This window comes from Microbacterium sp. LB12 (assembly GCF_037150835.1).
Taxonomy (GTDB): domain Bacteria; phylum Actinomycetota; class Actinomycetes; order Actinomycetales; family Microbacteriaceae; genus Microbacterium.
In genome coordinates this window covers 193,066-211,557 of the sequence record NZ_JBBCPF010000002.1, presented here as the reverse complement: position 1 = coordinate 211,557, position 18,492 = coordinate 193,066, and the positions used below count along the sequence as shown (strand labels likewise).

At 70.2% G+C, this 18,492-nt stretch carries 21 protein-coding genes; 2 read left to right on the top strand and 19 right to left on the bottom strand.

Going from position 1 to position 18,492, the window contains the following annotated elements; translation table 11 throughout:
- Positions 1–6: 6 nt before the first annotated feature.
- From WFM69_RS05555 to WFM69_RS05540, 4 genes are all read right to left on the bottom strand, one after another.
- Positions 7–3,219 carry an efflux RND transporter permease subunit gene (locus tag WFM69_RS05555; RefSeq protein ID WP_337002512.1) on the bottom strand — a complete coding sequence of 1,071 codons (3,213 nt, stop codon included), beginning with the start codon at positions 3,217–3,219 and terminating at the stop codon, positions 7–9.
- Between the two features lie 16 nt (positions 3,220–3,235).
- Positions 3,236–3,823, bottom strand: a complete 588-nt coding sequence (locus tag WFM69_RS05550) for a TetR/AcrR family transcriptional regulator (RefSeq protein WP_337002510.1) — start codon at positions 3,821–3,823, stop codon at positions 3,236–3,238.
- 69 nt (positions 3,824–3,892) lie between these two features.
- Positions 3,893–4,252 carry a fluoride efflux transporter FluC gene (locus tag WFM69_RS05545; protein ID WP_337002509.1) on the bottom strand — a complete coding sequence of 120 codons (360 nt, stop codon included), beginning with the start codon at positions 4,250–4,252 and terminating at the stop codon, positions 3,893–3,895.
- Positions 4,249–4,623, bottom strand: a complete 375-nt coding sequence (locus WFM69_RS05540) for a fluoride efflux transporter FluC (protein ID WP_337002508.1) — start codon at positions 4,621–4,623, stop codon at positions 4,249–4,251. Before WFM69_RS05540 ends, WFM69_RS05545 begins: the two co-directional genes overlap by 4 nt.
- Before the next feature lie 86 nt (positions 4,624–4,709).
- On the opposite strand from WFM69_RS05540, the gene WFM69_RS05535 reads away from it, so the two are divergent.
- The gene (locus tag WFM69_RS05535; protein ID WP_337002507.1) at positions 4,710–6,236 is read left to right on the top strand and encodes an FAD-dependent oxidoreductase; all 1,527 of its coding nucleotides are present in this window, start codon (positions 4,710–4,712) and stop codon (positions 6,234–6,236) included.
- A 99-nt stretch (positions 6,237–6,335) separates the two neighbouring features.
- On the opposite strand, the gene WFM69_RS05530 is transcribed toward WFM69_RS05535, so the two are convergent.
- The 7 genes from WFM69_RS05530 to WFM69_RS05500 form a co-directional block, all read right to left on the bottom strand.
- Positions 6,336–7,124, bottom strand: a complete 789-nt coding sequence (locus WFM69_RS05530) for a nitroreductase family protein (RefSeq protein ID WP_337002506.1) — start codon at positions 7,122–7,124, stop codon at positions 6,336–6,338.
- Between the two features lie 4 nt (positions 7,125–7,128).
- Positions 7,129–7,503 (bottom strand): hypothetical protein, encoded by a 375-nt coding sequence (locus WFM69_RS05525; RefSeq protein ID WP_337002504.1) that lies wholly within the window; start codon positions 7,501–7,503, stop codon positions 7,129–7,131.
- A 126-nt stretch (positions 7,504–7,629) separates the two neighbouring features.
- Positions 7,630–8,427 carry a MerR family transcriptional regulator gene (locus WFM69_RS05520; RefSeq protein ID WP_337002502.1) on the bottom strand — a complete coding sequence of 266 codons (798 nt, stop codon included), beginning with the start codon at positions 8,425–8,427 and terminating at the stop codon, positions 7,630–7,632.
- Between the two features lie 154 nt (positions 8,428–8,581).
- On the bottom strand, positions 8,582–9,541 hold the full coding sequence (locus tag WFM69_RS05515; protein ID WP_337002500.1) for a nucleoside hydrolase: 960 nt from the start codon (positions 9,539–9,541) through the stop codon (positions 8,582–8,584).
- A 28-nt stretch (positions 9,542–9,569) separates the two neighbouring features.
- Positions 9,570–9,854, bottom strand: coding sequence for a hypothetical protein (locus WFM69_RS05510; RefSeq protein WP_337002498.1), 285 nt, complete (start codon positions 9,852–9,854; stop codon positions 9,570–9,572).
- A 7-nt stretch (positions 9,855–9,861) separates the two neighbouring features.
- Positions 9,862–10,317 carry a hypothetical protein gene (locus WFM69_RS05505; protein WP_337002496.1) on the bottom strand — a complete coding sequence of 152 codons (456 nt, stop codon included), beginning with the start codon at positions 10,315–10,317 and terminating at the stop codon, positions 9,862–9,864.
- A complete protein-coding gene (locus WFM69_RS05500) occupies positions 10,281–11,180 on the bottom strand; it encodes an MFS transporter (protein WP_337002494.1) in 900 nt (299 codons plus the stop codon). The genes WFM69_RS05505 and WFM69_RS05500 overlap by 37 nt, the downstream gene beginning before the upstream one ends.
- A 93-nt stretch (positions 11,181–11,273) precedes the next feature.
- On the opposite strand from WFM69_RS05500, the gene WFM69_RS05495 reads away from it, so the two are divergent.
- Entirely contained in the window at positions 11,274–11,687 is a 414-nt protein-coding gene (locus WFM69_RS05495) for a hypothetical protein (RefSeq protein WP_337002492.1), read from the top strand.
- 13 nt (positions 11,688–11,700) lie between these two features.
- On the opposite strand, the gene WFM69_RS05490 is transcribed toward WFM69_RS05495, so the two are convergent.
- From WFM69_RS05490 to WFM69_RS05455, 8 genes are read right to left on the bottom strand one after another with little or no spacing between them, the layout of a single operon-like run.
- On the bottom strand, positions 11,701–12,687 hold the full coding sequence (locus WFM69_RS05490) for a nucleoside hydrolase (protein WP_337002490.1): 987 nt from the start codon (positions 12,685–12,687) through the stop codon (positions 11,701–11,703).
- 20 nt (positions 12,688–12,707) lie between these two features.
- Positions 12,708–13,385 carry a substrate-binding domain-containing protein gene (locus tag WFM69_RS05485; RefSeq protein ID WP_337002488.1) on the bottom strand — a complete coding sequence of 226 codons (678 nt, stop codon included), beginning with the start codon at positions 13,383–13,385 and terminating at the stop codon, positions 12,708–12,710.
- Positions 13,382–14,014 carry a class II aldolase/adducin family protein gene (locus tag WFM69_RS05480; RefSeq protein ID WP_337002486.1) on the bottom strand — a complete coding sequence of 211 codons (633 nt, stop codon included), beginning with the start codon at positions 14,012–14,014 and terminating at the stop codon, positions 13,382–13,384. The genes WFM69_RS05485 and WFM69_RS05480 overlap by 4 nt, the downstream gene beginning before the upstream one ends.
- Complete coding sequence (otnK, locus tag WFM69_RS05475; RefSeq protein ID WP_337002484.1) at positions 14,011–15,237, bottom strand: 3-oxo-tetronate kinase; 1,227 nt, start codon at positions 15,235–15,237, stop codon at positions 14,011–14,013. Before otnK ends, WFM69_RS05480 begins: the two co-directional genes overlap by 4 nt.
- Positions 15,234–15,902: a hypothetical protein gene (locus WFM69_RS05470; RefSeq protein ID WP_337002482.1), complete on the bottom strand. Its 669-nt coding sequence runs from the start codon at positions 15,900–15,902 to the stop codon at positions 15,234–15,236. Before WFM69_RS05470 ends, otnK begins: the two co-directional genes overlap by 4 nt.
- On the bottom strand, positions 15,899–16,705 hold the full coding sequence (locus WFM69_RS05465; protein ID WP_337002480.1) for a hydroxypyruvate isomerase family protein: 807 nt from the start codon (positions 16,703–16,705) through the stop codon (positions 15,899–15,901). Before WFM69_RS05465 ends, WFM69_RS05470 begins: the two co-directional genes overlap by 4 nt.
- Positions 16,702–17,691 carry a phosphoglycerate dehydrogenase gene (locus tag WFM69_RS05460; RefSeq protein WP_337002478.1) on the bottom strand — a complete coding sequence of 330 codons (990 nt, stop codon included), beginning with the start codon at positions 17,689–17,691 and terminating at the stop codon, positions 16,702–16,704. The genes WFM69_RS05465 and WFM69_RS05460 overlap by 4 nt, the downstream gene beginning before the upstream one ends.
- Entirely contained in the window at positions 17,688–18,473 is a 786-nt protein-coding gene (locus WFM69_RS05455) for an NAD-dependent epimerase/dehydratase family protein (RefSeq protein WP_337002476.1), read from the bottom strand. The genes WFM69_RS05460 and WFM69_RS05455 overlap by 4 nt, the downstream gene beginning before the upstream one ends.
- Positions 18,474–18,492 lie beyond the last annotated feature (19 nt).

Sequence of the window (18,492 nt, the reverse complement as noted above, 5' to 3'; positions counted from 1 at the left end):
CGAGCGCTACTCGCCGCGCTCCCGCAGTTCGCGTCGCGAGAGCTGCGGCGCGTGCGGCAGCCCCGAGGCGTCGATCAGCACGGGCTGATCCGTGGCGACCGCGGCCGGTGCCACAGGACCGGCCGGAGCATCCGGGGCCGGGGTACCACCGGCATCCGAAGAACCACCGGCCTTGCGTGCCGCGCGACGCTCCTTGGCGCCCTCGACGAGGTTGTAGAGCGTCGGCAGCACGATCAGCGTCAGCACGGTCGACGAGATCAGCCCGCCGATCACGACGATCGCGAGCGGCTGCGAGATGAAGCCGCCGTGCCCGGTGATGCCGAGCGCCATCGGCGTGAGGGCGAGGATCGTCGCGAGCGCGGTCATCAGGATCGGCCGCAGACGCTTCTCACCACCGGCCTTGACCGCCTCGATCGTCGACAGACCCTTCTCGCGGTACTGGTTCACGAGGTCGACGAGCACGATCGCGTTCGTCACCACGATGCCGATGAGCATCAGCACGCCGATCAGCGACGCGACGCCGAGCGGCACACCCGTGGCGATCTGCAGCAGGATCGCACCGGTCGCCGCGAACGGCACCGACACGAGCAGCAGCAGCGGCTGACGCAGCGATTTGAACGTCGCCACCATCACGACGTAGACGATCAGGATCGCCGCGAGCATCGCGAGTCCGAGCTGCGAGAACGAGTCCGCCTGCTGCGAGGCGACACCGCCGACCTCGGCGGAGGCACCATCGGGAAGGTCGACGGCGGTGATGGCCTCGTTTACCGACTGCGTGGCCGTGGCGAGGTTGTCGGATGCCGGGGGCACGGTCACGGTCGCGGTGCGGCGTCCCTGCTCGGTGGTGATCGAGGTGGGTCCGTTGCGCTGCTCGACGGTCGCGATGTCCTGCAGCTGCACGATGCCGGCCGGGGTCGGGATCGCGAGCTCCTTGAGCGCATCGACGGTGGTCGGCGGGTTCGGCGTGACGATGTACACGGTCAGTGCGGTGTCGTCGATCTCGACGGATCCGGCCTGCTGCGGCCGCATGGTGTTCGACACGATGGAGCCGACCGCGACCTCGGAGAGGCCCTTCTGCGCCGCGGCTTCCCGGTCGACCACGACGGCGATGTACGGCAGCGACGCGGCGAGGTTGTCGGTCACCTGGCCGACGCCGTCACGACCGTCGAGCTCCTTGACGAGGGCGGTCGTCGCGGTCTGCAGGTCGTTCGCATTCGACGCGGACACGGTGACCTCGATGTCGCTCGACCCGAAGCCGGCCGAGGCCGACACGGATACGTCGCCGACCTCGTCGCCGAGTCCGTCGATCGCCTTCTGCACGTCGGCGCGCAGCTTCTCCTGGTCGGCGTCGCCGTCCGTGAGGACGGAGTAGGTGACTCCGGCCCCGCCCGAGAAGGCGTCGCTCAACGCCGAACCGCTGGTGCCGATCGAGGCCTGCACGTGCTCGATGCCGTCGATGTCGAGGAGTGCGTCTTCGACGGCGACCGCGGCATCGGACTTGGCCTGCAGGCTCGCAGTCGGCCCGAGGTCCTGCGTGATGGTCATGGTGTTCTGCCCCGAGTCGCCGAGGAAGTTCACCTTCATCAGCGGAGCGGCCGCGAGGGTGGCGCCGAGCACCACGACCGCGAGGATGACCGTGATCCCGGAGTGCTTGAGCGTCCAACCCAGAATCGGACGGTACTGTCGCTGGAGCCAGGTCGGCGGGGCGTCCGGGTGCTCCGGATCGATCGCGTTGCCGTGCTCGTCGAGCAGGGGCTTGCCCGGCTTGAGGAACCAGTAGGCGAGCACCGGCACGATCGTCAGGGCGACCAGCAGCGAGGCCACCATCGCGATCGTGACCGTCATCGCGAACGGTCGGAACAGCTCGCCGACCATGTCGCCGACGAACATGATGGGCAGGAACACGGCGACGGTGGTGATGGTCGATGCGGTGATCGCCGTGGCGACCTCGCGCACGGCCAGTCGGATCGCGGCACCCTTGTCGGCATCGCCGACGTAATGACGCTTGATGTTCTCGATCACGACGATGGAGTCGTCGACCACGCGCCCGATCGCGATCGTGAGCGCGCCGAGCGTGAGCACATTGAGCGAGTAGCCGAACGCCTGCAGTCCGATGAACGTGATGAGCACGCTGGTCGGGATCGAGATGGCCGTGACGAGCGTGGATCGCACCGACAGCAGGAACAGCAGGATCACGAGCACCGCGAACACGAGACCGAGCAGGCCCTCGGTCGCGAGCGTCTCGATCGACTGCACGATGAACGGCGCCTGATCGAAGATGATCGTGAACTGCGCGTCGGGGAAGGCCTTGCCGATGGTGTCGAGCGCGGCGATGACACCGTTGGACACCTCGACCGTGTTCGCGGCAGGGAGCTTCGTGATGGAGATCGAGAGCGCGTCCTTGCCGTCCACGCGCGAGATCGAGGTGACCGGGTCGGATTCCTGCACGACGGTCGCGACGTCGCCGATCGTCACGTCGGTGCCGACCAGCGGGAGGGCGGCGATCTCGTCGACGGAGGTGATCTTCGCCCCGGTCTGCACCGTGAGCGTCTGCCCGTCCTGGGTGATGTCGCCACCGGGGAAGAGCGTGCCGTTCTGCTGCAGGGCGTCGCTGATCGCCTTGGTGCTCTCGCCCGCGGCGGCGAGCTTGGCCATGTCGGGTGTGATGCTGACGCGCTGGCCCACGCCGCCGACGATCTCGGCGGCGTTGACGCCGTCGACATCTTCGAGCTCGGGGATCGCGACGGATTCGAGTTCGGCCTGTGCGTTGTCCGCATCCTCGAATCCGGTGACGGCGACCTGGATCACCGGGAAGTCGTCGATCGACACCGAGAGCACCTGCGGGCTGACGTCCTCCGGCAGCTGCGACGAGATGCGGTTGATCGCCTGCTGGATCTTCTGCTCCGCCGTGGCGAGGTTCGTGCCGTAGGCGAACATCGCCTGCACGATCGACGCGTTCGTGGTGCTGGTCGCCGTGGTCGATTCGAGCCCGGGCACACCCTGGATCGCCGCCTCGACGGGCGTCGACACGTCGTTCTCGACCACCTCGGGCGATGCGCCGGGGTAGGTGGTCATGACGACGAGCGCGGGCAGCTCGAGCGAGGGGATGAGCTCCTGCTTGAGGTTCGTGAGCGCGAGCCCGCCGAACACCGCCGCGACGATGGTGATGAGGGCGATGAGCGCGCGGTTCTTCAGGCTCAGGATGGCGAGTTTCGACAAGGCGGGTTCCTCGGTGTCAGGGTGTGGCTGTCGCTGCGGAGGGGGTGGAGAGGGAGTCTCCGAGGATCCGCGCCAGTGCGGTCTCGATGAAGGACTGTTCGAGCGGGGCGTCGCGGATCTGCGTGCTCCACATGATGCCGTCGATGAAGATCATCGCCGCTCGGGCACGGTCTTCGCCATAGGTCGGCTCCAGCAGCTCGACGAGCTGGTCCGACAGGTGGCGGGCGAGTTCGCGCAGGCGGGGGTCGTGCACGGCGGCGGTGACGACGGCGCGGTCGGCCTGCACCGCACGGGCGTCGTCGAGCCCTGCGAACACGAGGGCGGCGATCACGTCGGGGGTGTCGCCGCGTTCGGCGATCGTGTGGCGGACGCCGTCGAGGCGGGCGTCCACTTCTTCGGCCAGGGCGCCGAAGGCGGCGGCGCGGAGATCGTCGAGGGTGTCGAAGTACTGGGTGGTCGCGCCGAGGGGAACACCGGCGCGGGCGGCGACCATGCGGTGGGTGACGGCGTCGGCGCCCACTTCGACGATGAGTTCGGCGGCGGCGGTCACGATCTCGCGACGGCGCGCCTCAGGGTCGCGGCGGCGGCGCGCGCCTTCACCCATCGAGGACCCCCTGGACATCCGTACATGTACGTTTGTACATTTCTGGATTGTGAGGATGCTGGGAGGGGGTCACCACAGCGTGCCGAGGGCGAGCCCAGCACCGGCCGCCAGCAGCCCGAGCAGCAGCATCCCGACGCCGTTGAACACAGACGCCCCGCGCTCGCCGTCGCGCCACAGGGCGACCGTGTCGAGCATCGCCGTGCTGAAGGTCGTGTAGCCGCCGAGCAGTCCGGCACCCAGGAGGAACGCGGCATCCGGCAGCGCGGTGGTGACGAGACCGAGGGCGAAGGAACCCGAGAGATTCACGAGCAGGATGCCCCAGGGGAATCTCCGACCCGCCAGCCGGGCGACGCCGAGATCGGCCAGGTACCGCAGCACGGCCCCGACGCCTCCGGCGAGCGCGGCGCCGACGAACAGCAGCGGACTCACGCGACCACTCCCCGGCGCGGGCGGGCGAGTCGCAGGCCGAGCGCGGCGGCGGCGAGGCCGAGCACGAGGCTGCCCACGGCGTAGGCGACCGCGAGCAGCGGCGCATCCGTCCACAGGGCGAGCGTGCCGGTCATGAACGCACTGTAGGTGGTGAAGCCGCCGAGCACGCCCGTGCCGAGCAGCAGCCGCAGGTCGGTGGAGCCGGGCAGACGCGCGGCGAGCACGCCGATCAGGAAGGCCCCGACGATGTTCGCGAGGAGCACCGCCAGGGGGAAGCCGCCCGTCGCGGGGATCACGAGCCCCAGCGCAAGTCGTGCCGCGGTGCCGACCGTGCCGCCGAGGGCGACGAAGAGGATGCGGCGGAGGGTCACGTCCGCCACTGTAGTCCCGACGGGCAGTACGCCGTCGCCGTGTCAAGGAGGTGGCAGCGCGGTGGCGCGCGGAGTTGACTGACGACATGGATCCGCTGTGGAAGTCCGACAAGAGCCCGCTCGCCTCCTCGCCGTTCGAGTCGGGGGCGCGGCACGACGTGGTGGTGGTCGGCGCCGGGATCACGGGTCTCACCACGGCGGTCCTGCTCACACGGGCCGGACTCGACGTCGCCGTGGTCGACTCCGGCGAGGTCGCGGAGCTCGCGACCGGCGGCAACACCGGCAAGCTCTCCCTGCTGCAGGGGCGGCAACTCGCCACGATCCGCCGCCATCACCCCGCCGCCCTCGTGCGCGCATACGTCGACGCGAACCGCGCCGGCATGGAGTGGCTGCTGGGGTTCGCGGACGGGGCCGGAGTCTCGTACACCCGCCGCACGGATCACTCCTACGCGCAGGGACCTGCCGGGCTCGAGGCACTCCACGACCAGCACGCGGCCGCGCGCGAGGCCGGGCTGCCGGCGCGCATGCTCACGCCGGACGAGTCCACCGCGCATACGTTCCCGATCGCCGGGGCGACCGCGCTCGACGGCCAGGTCGCGATCGACCCGGTCGCCGTCGTGCAGGCGCTGGCCGCCGAGGTGCTGTCGGCGGGAGGGACGCTGCACACCGGCATCCGCGTCACCGGCACGCACGCCGTCTCGGGGCGGGTCGATACCGCAGCGGGTCCGTTGTTCGCCGAGCACATCGTGCTGGCGACCGGCACACCCATCACCGATCGCGGCCTGTACTTCGCCAAGACGCGCGGCCTGCGGTCGTACTGCGTCTCGTTCCGCGTGCCTGATCTCGCCCTCGACGGCACGTTCCTCTCGGTCGACGGCCCGACCCGGTCGATCCGTCCCGTGTCGGACGTGGACGGCCCGGCGGCCACCGCGCAACTCGTCGTGGGCGGAAACGGTCATCCGGTCGGCCGCTCGGACGGCGAGACCGCCGCCGTCGAGGATCTGGTGGCGTGGACGCGTCTGCACTTCCCCGATGCCGAGGAGACGCACCGCTGGTCGGCGCAGGATTACGAGTCGCACAACCTGATCCCGTTCGTGGGCGCGATGCCGCGCGGACTCGGACGCATCCGTTTCGCCACCGGGTACGCCAAGTGGGGGCTCTCGAACGCCCCGGCCGCGGCGCTGCGACTCACGGCCGAGATCCTCGGCTCTCCACGCCGCGAGCGGCCCACCTGGATGAACCTGATCAGCACCCGCCTGACGGTGCCGGCCGACCTCGGTCGCGGTGCCGTCGAGGGTACGAAGGTGGGCAGTGCCGCCGCGAAGGGGTGGGCGGATGCCGAGACGCACGCCGTGCCGGTGCCGCAGCCTGCGGAGGGCGAGGGCGTGGTGGCGAACCGTGCCGGGCATCCGGTCGCGATCTCGACGGTGGGCGGCGTGACCCGAGCCGTCAGCGCGGTGTGCCCGCACCTGGGTGGCGTGCTCGACTGGAACGACGCCGAGTGCTCGTGGGACTGCCCGCTGCACGCCTCGCGCTTCGCCCCGGATGGCACCCGCATCGAGGGTCCGGCCGGGCGCGACCTGAAACCTCTCGACCGCACGACCGCGGGTTGAACCGCGATTCGCGGGATCAGGAACGCGCCGCGAATCGCGCTCTCAGGCGCCTTATTGATCCCGGCTGGCGCGGGGCGGGGGCTGGGGGGCTGGGGGGGGTCAGTCCCAGCCTTGTTGGGGGGTGTCGCCGTTCTCGCGGAACACGTACTGGGACACGAGCTTGCGCTGACTGCTCGTCCAGTCGATCGCGGGTCGCCGCAGCTCCGGGGGCAGGTAGCCCAGCCGGTAGACCGCCATCAGCTCGAGGTCGTCCGGCACGCGCAGGAGTCGCACGATCTCGTCCCAGCGCCCCGGCACCTCCATCGGGAACGAGATGAACTGGATGCCCATGCCGAGCTCGACCGTCGTGAGCCACACGTTCTCCATGGCCGCGCCCATGCTGAACACCGAGTAGAACGACGAGAGTTGCCCCGGTCGGTACTCGCTGCGGTCGAGCATGACCCCGAGCAGCAGCGGCGAGCCCGCGACCAGCTTGCGATTCTCCCCGCCGAGGGTCTTGGGCACGCCGAAGGTGTTCATGAGCGTCTGCCCGCGCTTGGTGAACACCTGACTCGTGAACGGTCGAAGCGCCGCGGGGAGCTTGTCGAACAGCATCCCGCTGCGCTTCTCCTCCATCTCCGCCTGACTGAAACGGAAGTACGGCTTGTAGCGCTCGAAGAAGGTGCCGTTCGACATCGCCTCGGTCATGCTCTCACCCGAGATCCGCGCGATCTCCTCGATCGTCTCGCGGTTCTCGATCACGACGAACCGCCACGGCTGGCTGTTCAGCTGCGAGGGAGCCCGGCCGGCGGCCTCCAGCAGGATGCGCTGATGCTCCTCCGAGACAGGGTCGGGCAGGAACGGTCCGTTCGTGGTCTTGCGGCGGCGGATGGCATCGAGCAGTTCCATGCGTTCACTTCCGGTCGGCGGAGCGTCGCGAGACGAGGAGTCCCGCGACGAGGAAGGGGGCGGCGGCGAGGGCGACGAGCGGGTGTCGGCGCGTGTGCGTGCCGAGGTAAGGGATCGCCGCGAAGGGGACCGCGGCGGGGAAGAGGGCGAGAGCGGCCCGGCGGTCGGGCGTTCCGGGTCCTCGAGACCAGCCCGCCACGACCGCGGATGCCGTCGTGGCGCACGTCACGATGTACAGCGCGTGGTGCACCCAGCGGAAGCGACGGGTGTCGATGATGCCCCCGGCGACGGACGCCCCGAGTGCGCAGTTCAGGCCGTACGCGGTGGCCGCCGCGACGAACAGCGGCGCCGCGGTCGTGCGCCTGCGTCGCCGACTCATGGCACGACCATACGCCTCCCCCTCCTCCGCCGACCCACCCCCTTGCGCGCGAGCGGCCCCTTTGCGTACGTCCACAACGGGGTGGGTCGCGTGCAAAGGGGCCGCTCGGCATCGAGGGAGACCGGGTTAGAGGTTCGCCTCTGCGTAGACGCGGAGTGCGTCGCGGACGAATTCCGCGCCATGGGTGCCGCCGGACGACGTCGCGTAGTTCGCGCCGAAGCGCGGATCCGCGACGTACATCTCGCCGAGCCCGAGCACATACGCCTTCACGTCACCGCCGGGAACAGACGCCGGAGTTCCCGGGATGCCCGTGAGCCAGGCGACGTGGCGTCGCGCCAGCTCCTGCGCCTCGGGGGACGCCGGGTCGATCCCGCTCTCCGCGGCGGCGATCCAGTCGCGGCCGAGGTCGGACACGCGCTGCTGCCAATCGGCGCGTTCGGCGTCGGTCATCCCGCGCCACCAGCGGTCGCTGTCGGCGTAGGCCTTCTTCCCCCAGCGCTCCTCGACCTCCTCCTTGTACGTCGTGTGGTCGAAACCGTCGAACATGTTCTGAGCCATGAGTTCTTCACCTCCTCTCAATGCCGTGATGGTGGATTCGACCGACGCGATCTGCCGCGCCAGCCGGGTCTGCTCCTCGCGCAGCACCGCGAGATGAGTCTCCAGGGCGGATGCTTCGTCGGCCGCGACCGCCCGGTCGGAGGAAGCTCCGAGAACGTCGGCGATCTGCGGCAGCCCGAGTCCGAGCTCACGCAGCAGCAGTATGCGTTGCAGACGCACGAGCGCCTGCCCGTCGTAGTGCCGGTAGCCGTTGTGCGCGATGCGCGACGGCGGCAGCAGCCCGATGTCGTCGTAGTGCCGCAGCGTGCGGCTGGTCGTGCCTGCGAGGCGGGCGATCTCCTGGATGGACCAGTCGTCCGTGTGCATCGCGTTCTCCTTTCGCCGGTGATCCTGTTTCGATGACTCGACTCTAGAAGTTGACGCAACGTCAAGGTCAAGCACAAGCCCGCGAAACGCGAAAACGGCCCCACCCCCGGGTCGGGAGGGTGGGGCCGCTGGTCGCGACGGGCGTCGAGGAGACTCAGCCCGTGGTGGCTCGGAACGAGGTCACCGCGTCCGTGAGCGCATCGGCGACGGCCTGTGCGTCGATGTCGAAGAGCACATCGACGTTCGGCACTCCCTGCCAGCGGTCGATCATCTGCACGACCGTCTGCCCGCGGGTGTGCCGGCCGTTGAGCTCCACGTCGACACGCAGGTTGCGCACCGTGAACCAGTCGGGGTTCAGCGCGTAGGCGACGCAGGGCACGTCGTTGAGGTGCATGCCCTCGGTCTTCCACTCCGGCATCTCGTCGCGGTCGTCCTGACGGTCCGGGTAGCCGATCATCTCGCACAGCGCCACGCCCATCGGCGAGCGCGACTCCCACAGGGTGCGGATGTGGTCGGGCGAGAGGGAGAAGCTGCGCGACACGTCCAGGCCGACCTGCGTGAGCGGAGCGCCGGACTGGATGACGATCTCGGCCGCCTCGGGGTCGTTGTAGATGTTCGCACTCGCGACCGGGGTCACGTTGCCCCAGGTGAGAGCCGCCCCGCCCATGTAGATGATGCGGCGCACGGACCGCGCGAACTCCGGCTCGAGCGTGATCGCCAGCGCGACGTTGGTCAGCGGAGCGAGCGCCATGATGGTCACCTCGCCCGGCGACGCCATGACTGTGTCGATCATGCGACGCACGGCATCAGGGGCGACTTCGGCATGAGGATCCGGGTCTGGGTACTCCCAGTAACCCACCCCGCCGGGGCGGTGGATGTGCTCCGCGAAGTTCGGCTCGCCGACCAGCGGACGGCTGGCGCCCTTCCAGATGGGCAGGTCGGAGCGGCCGGCGAGGTGCGCGATCTTGCGCGCGTTGGCCGTCGCCGTGTCGACATCGACGTTGCCGAACACCGTGGTCAGCGCCTCGATCTGGAAGGCGTCGGACGCGAGCGCCCAGAACAGCGCTCCGGCGTCGTCGATCCCGGGGTCGGTGTCAATGATCAGTCGTTCCATGTCCATTCCTTCTGTCATGTCCGAGCGGCTACGCCAGCCGTCCGGACGCTTCGTCGAGCCCATCCGTGTCGCCCGGCTTCGCACGCGCCGCACGGGCGGAGCGCAGATAGACAGCCAGGTACCAGCAGTTGATCGCGATCAGGGTGATGTTGAGCGCGACCATGGGCGCGCTGCCGAGCATCAGGTTGTAGCCCATGAGCAGGGCCGATGCGCCGAGGTTCAGCCACCGCAGGCGCGAGATCGTCGGCTGGAGGATCGAGACGATCAAGAGGGCGCTTCCCGCCCAGCCGACGACCTCGCGCCACGCATCCATCAGGCGGTCACTTGCCCACGAAGAGGCCGTTGCGCCGCTTCGCAAGGAGGTAGAGCACGACGCTGATCGCGCACAGGGTCGCGATGTACACCGGGAAGACCCACATCATGCCCTGGCTCTGCAGCCACAGCAGCAGGTACGAGGCCGTGCCGCCGAAGATCGCGACGCCGAGGCCGTAGCCGAGTCCGAGGCCGGTGCCGCGGATGTGCTGCGGCAGGAGCGAGTTGGACACGACCACGAAGATCGTCATGTTGAGGAGCAGCACGATCGCGCCGCCGAACATCACGCCGGCGAGCGTGCCGACTCCGGGCTGCGAGTACAGCAGCGCCAGGAAGATGGTCGGGATGGCCAGCAGACGCGCGACCACGAACCAGCGCGACATCGGGAACCGGTCGAGGATACGGCTCAGCCCGTACGCACCGAGGGTCAGGAAGACGCCCATGCCGGTCGTGATGGCGAACACCGCGGTGGGTCCTCGCCGAACGTGCCGTTGGCGAGGTTGGGGAGCCCGGCGATCCAGGTGTAGTTGTACGCCTGGATGGCACCGACGATGAACACCGTGGCGAGCACGCTCAGCCAGTACTTGCGCACGTCGCGCCACACGGAGTTGTTCTTGGTGGGGATCGCGCCGACCGTGCGGATCGCCGCGGTGTCGAGCGTCTCGGGCAGGGTGCGGCGCAGCCACAGCACGATCAGGCCGAACGCGCCACCCACGATGAAGGGGATGCGCCAGCCATAGGCGGCGAGGGCTTCCGGTCCCAGCAGAAGGCTGATGAGGAAGATCGACGTCGGCGCGAGCAGGTTGCCCAGGTTGTTGAAGAAGGCGAAGAACCCGGCGACGTAGCCGGGGCGGTTGGGCACCAGCTCCAGCGCGTACGCCGTGCCGAGAGGCGCTTCGACACCGGCGGAGAGTCCCTGGAGGAGGCGCGCCGCGACGACGATGATCGGCGCGAGGACCCCGATGGTCTGGAAGTCGGGGAGGATGCCGATGATGAAGCTTCCCAGGGCGACGGCGCCGACGGCGAAGATCATGATCTTCCGGCGGCCGTAGCGGTCGGCGACGAAGCCGAACACGACACCGCCGAGCGGTCGTGCGACGAAGCCGACGGCGAAGACGGCGAGGGCGTTCAGGGTCGAGGCGAGCGGGCTGTCGGACGGGAAGAACGCTGCACCGAGGTACACCGACAGCAGTCCGAAGATCGCCCAGTCGTACCATTCGAGCGCGTGCCCCCAGCTCAGCGCGCGGAGGTTGCGGCGCTCGGTCTTGCTGGCCTTGCTCGTCAGCTGCTGCGGCGCCGCGGCTGCCACTACTTCTTCAGTGCTCATGGAGCTCCTTTGCTCTGCCCCGAGGGGGAGGTGATCGACCCGTCAACGACTATAGTATAGCAGGATTCCCCTTCGTGACAGAAAGAGTGCACCGTGGCTTCTCCCCTGAACGACGCCGACCGCCGCCTCGTCGAGGCCGCCTCCGAACTGCTCGTCCGCACGCACGACGCCGACCTCCACCGTGTCGCTGCGGCGGCTCGCGGAGCGACGGGGCGGATCTACCTCGGACTCAGCCTGCGCTCCCCTCGCGTGAGCGTGTGCGCCGAGAGCTCGGCACTGGCCAACGCCCGGATCGGCGGGGAGCAGGACATCGAGGCCATGGTCGCGGTCGGGCTGCGGGAGGACGGGACCTGCGTGATCCTCAACCCCTGCGGCGTGTGCCGCGAGCTCGTGCCCGCGATCGCCCCCGGCATCCGCACCCTTGCTGACGACGGCGGCCACCCGGTGTGGGTGACCGCCGCCGATCTGCTGCCGATGCCCTGGGTGCGCGCGCGCTCCTACGACTAGCCCGACGCGCTTCTCAGCGCCAGGGCAGCGGGCGCCGCAGCACCTCGCCGATGCGCTCGAGCACGCCGTCGAAGTCCATGTCGAAGACGACACGGTGGATCGGGCGCGTCTCGCCCTTCATCGGGTGCACGCCCGCGAGGTAGCGGTCACCGGTCTCGGGGTCGCGGAAGGTCTCCAGCGGACGCCTGACCGCACCGGTCACCAGCTCGGGGTAGAGCAGGCTCGCCACCGCCATGCTGTCGTTGATGCCCATCACCCGGCGTCCCTCCGGCTGAGGATAGGAGCGCGAGTAGAACCCGGCGTAGTCGCGGCTGATGGCGGTGATCAGCTGCGCAGGTGCGAACCCGGTCGACGACGCGATGTCGAGGAAGAAGTCCTCGGGCACGAGCGCCTGCCGGGTGACGTACGGTCCGCACCAGGTCACGTCGCCCTCGTGGGCTGCGACGATGCGCGCCGCGTCGATGTCGAACGACACGTTCGGGTCGCGCGAGACCCGGAATCGGCGGTCCTCCCACGGCGCGGTGTCGTGATACAGCGCCGGGCCGAGCGTGCCGACGATCGTGGTCGAGCGCAGTCGCTGCAGCAGGTCGGGCTGCGCCTGGATGCCGGCGGCGAGGTTCGTCTGCGGACCGAGGGCGATGTAGTCGATCTCCCCCTCGTGCTGAGCGACCAGGTCGAGCACGACGGGAACGCCGACCGGCTCCGGGTCGACGGAGCGCTCCGGGCGGAGTCCGGTGTTGCCGAAGCCGTCCTCCCCGTGGATGCCCGGGTTCATGCGCAGCTCCTGCACGAGCGGGACGTCCGCGCCGCGGTACACGGGCACGTCCGTACGCCCGCAGGTGTCCAGCACATAGCGCGCATTGTCCGCGGCCCGCTCTCCGGTGGTGTTGCCGAAGACGCTGACGGCGGCCAGGATCTCGACCTCCGGATCGGCGGCCAGCAGCATCAGGGCCAGGGCGTCATCCACCCCGGTGTCGGTGTCGACGATGACTTTTCTCATGAGTGCTCTCCTCTTAGGGGTCAGGGGCGCGACAGCCCGAACGCGGCGAACGCGTCCTGCGTCGACTTCTCGGTCAGGAGGGTGACGAATCGTGCCGCGTCGTCCCCGGCTCCGGGGCGGGCGCCGACGGCGAAGCGTCCGTAGGACTGCAGTTCATGGGGGATCGGCTCGACGAGCTGGGGCCCTGCGACCGACCGCAGCTCGCTCACCTGCTGGACCGCGACATCCGCCCGGCCGTCGAGCAGCGCCTCCACCGTGAGACCCGCCTCGCAGCGGACCGCGCGTTCATCGAGGCGCTCCAGCAGGTCGCGCTCGCGCAGCATCTTCATGAAGTGCACGCCGCTCGCGCCGCTGAGCGTGTAGGCCACAGCCCGGGCGGCGAGGAGGTAGTCGAGGAAGGCCGTCGCCGAGTCGTCGACCGGTGCCGGTGACCCGTCGAGCCGTGCGAATCCCACGGACGAGACCGCGATCTCCGCGACCTGGGCGGGATCGAGCACTCCGCGCTGGGCGAGGTCGGTGACCGACGACGACACCCCGAGCACCAGGTCGGGACGCTCACCCGCGGCGATGCGCTCCAGGAGGACGGTCGTGGGCTCGAACGTCGCATCGATGCGGGCGCCCGTCTCGCGCTCGAACGCCGGGATGATCTGTTCGACGAGAGGCTTCTGGACGACGAGGCCGCTGTACAGGGTGATCACGAGGGAGTCCTTTCGGAAGGTGCCGCGAACGCGTGCAGCTGCGCGGAGGTGAGCGGGGCGGTGGCGAGACCGCGGGTGAGGAAGAACAGCTGTGCGGTGTGCTCGAGCTCTTCCAGTGCATCGAGCGCGGCGTCGAGGTCGACGCCCGCGACCACGGGACCGTGATTGCGAAGCAGCAGGGCGTGCGTGCGGCGGGCCGCCTCTTCCACCGCATCGGTCGCGGCCGGGTCGCCCGGCGCGAAGTAGGGGAGCATCCGCAACGTCCCGACACGCATGCCGTAGTAAGCGGTGAGGGGTGGGATCGGATGGTCGGCATCGACGTCGGCCAGACACGAGACGGCGGCTGCGTGCACCGAGTGCGTGTGCACGACGGCGTTCAGGTCGGGACGCACACGCAGCATCGCGACATGCAGGAACGCCTCCTTCGTGGGCTTCGGACCATCGAGGTGCGTGCCGTCGAGGGCCACCACCGACAGCCGATCTGCGTCGACGTCGGCGAGGCTGACGCCCGTCGGGGTGAGCAGCACGTGCTCCCCCTCGCGCACCGCGAGGTTGCCGGTGCGGCCGTGGGTGAGGCCGCGGCGGTGGATGGAGTGTGCGACGCGTTCGATCGCGCGGCCGGCGGTCATGCGGCGAGTCCTTGGCGCGCGACCTCCACGAACAGGTCCTCGTCGCCGAAGTTGCCCGATTTGAGCACCAGGTGCACATCGCGTCGCTCGTCGTGGATCCACGGCGCCCCCGGCGCGACTTCCTCTCCCACGACCGCGACGGTGGTGCCGAGTGCGCGGATGACCTCGCCCGAGGTCTCACCGCCGGCGATGAGCATGCGCGTCACACCACGGTCCGACAGCTGTGCGGCGATGAGGCCCGCCGTGCGCTCGTAGAGCTCCCCGGCGCCGGGCACGTCGTCACGACGCTCGGATGCGGGGCTGGAGGAGTAGAGGAGGGCGGCCACATCGGCGGGTTGGCGATCCCACCACTCCAGCGCGCGCGAGGCGAGTTGATCCGCGGTGTCGCCGGGTTCGGCGGCGATGCGGAAGGCGGGGCTCCCCGTCGCGACGAAGCGGTCGATCTGCTCGAGGGTGCGGCGAGAGCAGCTGCCCGCGATGATCGCCGTGCGTCCCGCGGGCGGCGCCGGTGCGACCGTGCCGTCGGCCGTCTCGCGCAGCGCGATCGCCCCGATCAGGCCGGCGGATCCGGCGACGAGCGCGTCGCCCGCGACGACCTCGGCGAGCACGGCGAGATCGGCGTCGGTGACGGCATCCGCCACGAACTGGAGGGCGCCGTCCGCGCGCGCACGGTCGAGCACGTCACGCACCGCCCCGGCACCCTGCTGCACCACGTCGAGTGATACGGTCGCCACCGGCGCCGTGCTCTGCGCCGCGAGCAGTCGGAGCACCGAGGAGTCGCGCATCGGCGTCACCGGGTGATCGCGCATGTGGGTCTCGGCGAGCAGCGTGTCGCCGACGAAGAGATGCGCGCGGTACACGGTACGAGCGTGCAGGGGCGCGGCGGGAGTCGTCACGACCCGGTCGGCGCCGAGCTCCTGCGCGACCGCCTCGGTGATCGGACCGATGTTGCCCTCGGCCGTGGAGTCGAAGGTCGAGCAGTACTTGACGTAGATGCGGTCGGCTCCGCGCTCCCGCAGCACCGCGAGCGCGTCGAGGCTCTGCGCCACGGCGTCGGCCGCGGGGAGGGACCGCGTCTTGAGTCCGATCACCATCGCGTCGGCCGTGACCGCGGAATCGTCGAGGTCGGTGCCGAGCGCGAGGAGGGTGCGCAGCCCCGCACGGCGGAGCGCTGCCGCGACATCGGTCGCCCCCGTCACGTCGTCGGCGATGACACCGATCATCGAGGGTCCTCGCGCAAGGCCTCGGTCAGGCGGCGCGCGGCCGCAGCGGGCCCGTCGAGCACGGTCACGCCGAAACGGTCGGCGAGGGCGTCGGCTGCGGCCGCGAGCGAGTACTGGGCGAGCACGATCAGGTCGTAGGGCTCGTCGACGGCGGCGATCGCGGTGGCGAGGGCGTCGATCAGCTCCGGAACGGCCAGCGGGACGGCGGCAGCGGAGACCACGACCGGATGCACCTGCGCCGAGGATCCGCCCGCGGCGAAGGCGGCGGCGAGCCGGGCCGTGCTGTCGCTCGCGGACGACTCCAGCGATGCCACGAGCAGCACGCGCGCGGGCGCGGCGGCGACGGCCTCGGCGAACAGCGGACCGTCTGCCGAGAGCACGGCGGCCCCGTCGACAGCAGGGTCACGGCGGTCGGCCCGCACGCCGAACTGCGAGCAGGTGAGCAGCACGCCATCCGCTCCCCCGGCGAGCGCGAGCTCGATCAGGCTGTCCATCCGGGCGGCCAGCGGTTCCGTGATGCCCCCCTCGACGTGGGCGTCCGCGAGCAGGCGGTCGTCGAGCAGGTTCCACACGGTCGCCGTGGGCAGCGCGGCCGTGATCGCCGTCGCGGCCGGCGCGATCGCCAGGGGAGTGGCGCTGATGAGCGCGATCCTCGGGTCGGTCATCGGATGATCCTCTCGATCCAGGAGAGCCCTTCGCGGGTGCCCGCGACGGGGCCGTACTCGCAGCCGATCCATCCGGGATAGCCGCTCTGGGCGATGCGGTCGAGCACGCGTTCGTAGGCGATCTCGCCGGTGCCGGGTTCGCCGCGTCCGGGGTTGTCGGCGATCTGCACGTGCACGATCACGGGGAACAGCTGCTCGAACCGCTCGATGATGTTCCCGCGGTCGACCTGCGCGTGGTACACGTCGAACAGCACGCCGACCGTCTCCGGGTCGACGGCCCGCGCGACGGCTGCGGCGGTCTCCATCGAGTCGAGGCCGTAGCCGGGCTGATCGCGCTTGTTGATCGCCTCCAGCGCCAGCCGCACTCCCGTGCCGCGTGCCTGATCGGCCGCCCAGGAGATGTTCGCCTGGTACGTCGCGAACGCGGTGTCCTCGTCGGCGTCGGCGGGCTTGATGCCGGCCATGGCGTGCACCACGCCGGCGCCCAGCACGTCCGCGTACTCCAGCGCGCGCAGCAGGCCGTCGCGGAACTCCTGCTCCGCACCGGGCACATACGCCGCACCGGATGCCGTGGCAGAGGCGGGCGCACCGGCGGGCGTGTTGATGAGGATCTGCCTCAAGCCCGCGTCGTCGAGCAGGCGACGCACCTCCGCGGGTGCGAGCTCGTACGGCGAGGCGAACTCGACCGCGGTGAAGCCCGCCTCTGCGGCGGCGTCGAAGCGCTCGACGAACGGCAGTTCGGTGAACATCCACTTCAGATTCGCGGCAAGACGCACCGGCCCCGACGCGCTCTCGACGATCATGCGGTCACCGCGCTGTAGTCGGGGTTGACCACGAACTCCGGGGCCGCGCCGCCGAGGGCCGCGATCACGGTGCGAGCGGCCATCCGGCCCGACTCGCCGCGGGCCTCGCGGGTGGCACCGGCGACGTGCGTCGTGGCGAGGATGCCGGGAGTGTGCAGGAGCGGACTCGATGCGCCGAGCGGTTCGTCGGCGAACACGTCGAGTGCGGCACCGCCGATGCGCCCCTCGCGCACGGCATCCACGAGGGCATCCTCGTCGACGATCCCGCCGCGCGCCGTGTTGATGAGCACCGCGTCGTCCTTCATCATCGCCAGTCGGGGCGCGTCGATGAGGTTCCGGGTGGATTCGTCGAGGAAGAGGTGCAGGGTCACGAAGTCGGCCTCGCGCAGCAGCTCGTCCAACTCACGGCGACGGATGCCGTGGGCTGCGGCGAACTCCTCATCGAAGTACGGGTCGTACGCGACGACGTGCATGCCGAAGCCGGCGGCGATCGTCGCGACCGCCTTGCCGATCGAGCCCAGTCCGAGGATGCCGAGGGTGGCACCGCGCAACTCGCGTCCGCTGAGCTGCTGCCACGTTCCCGCCGCCAGGTTGCTGACGTTCTCGGGGATGCGACGGGCGCAGGCCAGGGCGAGCGCGAAGACGTGTTCGGCGACCGCCTGGCGATTCGCGCCCGGGGTCACGCACACGGGGATCTGGCGCGCGGTCGCAGCGGGCACGTCGACGCTGTCGTAGCCGACGCCGGTGCGCACGATGATCTGCAGCTCGGGTGCGAGTGCGAACTCCTCCTCGCCCAGCGGCCGCGTACCGGCGATGATAGCGCGCGCTCCGGACAGCGCGTCGGCGCGGTCCACGGGCGTCAGCTGGGCCAGCTCGGGCTCGTGCCGGGTCGTGAGACCGGCGGCGCGCAGCATCCGGTCGACCTCGTCACCGGGTTCGAGGAACGCCGTGGTGATGAGCACGTCGTGGGAATCGGTCGTCGTCACCAGATTCCTCCTTCATAGTCGGGGGCGGCGAAGGCGCCGCCGTGCAGAGTGGGTGCGGGGGCGGCGAGGTCCACGGCCTCGGCGTGGTCGGCCGCGTCGTCGCGCGGGACGTACCCGATGGCCGCCCATCCGGCGTCGCCGTTCCACCAGCGCTCCGTGTTGGCCGAGCAGCCGTACACGACCTGGCATCCCACGGGCGGGCTCTCGATCGCACAGCGGAAGAGCTCGACGCCGTCGCGCCAGCTGAGCCAGAGTGCGAGCTGACGCCGGTCCTCGGGAGCCGGGCGGAAGGTGCCGATGCGCACGAGCACCGACTCGATCCCCCACTTGTCGTGGTACAGGCTGGCGAGTGCTTCCCCGAACGCCTTCGACACCCCGTAGAAGGTGTCGGGGCGCAGCGGCGCGCTCTCGTCGAGGACTTCTGCCGCGGGGTGGAACCCGACGACGTGGTTCGAGCTGGCGTAGACGACGCGGCGCACTCCGGCGCGTCGCGCCGCCTCGTACACGTGGTGGGTGCCGTCGATGTTGACACGACGGATGCTGTCGTACGGGGCTTCGTCGGCGATGCCGCCGAGGTGCACGATGACGTCGACGCCCTCGGCCGCCGCGGTGAGGGCATCGAGGTCGCCGAGGTCGCCGATCACGACCTCCTCACCGGGGAAGAGGGGCTCGTCGGAGTCGGAGCGCGCGAACAGCACGACCCGGTCGTAGCGGGAGGCGAGTCCTTCGCGGATCACCCGGCCCATCCGTCCGGTCCCCCCGGTGTACAGCACAGTCGTCATCGTCATCCTCTCCTCCGGC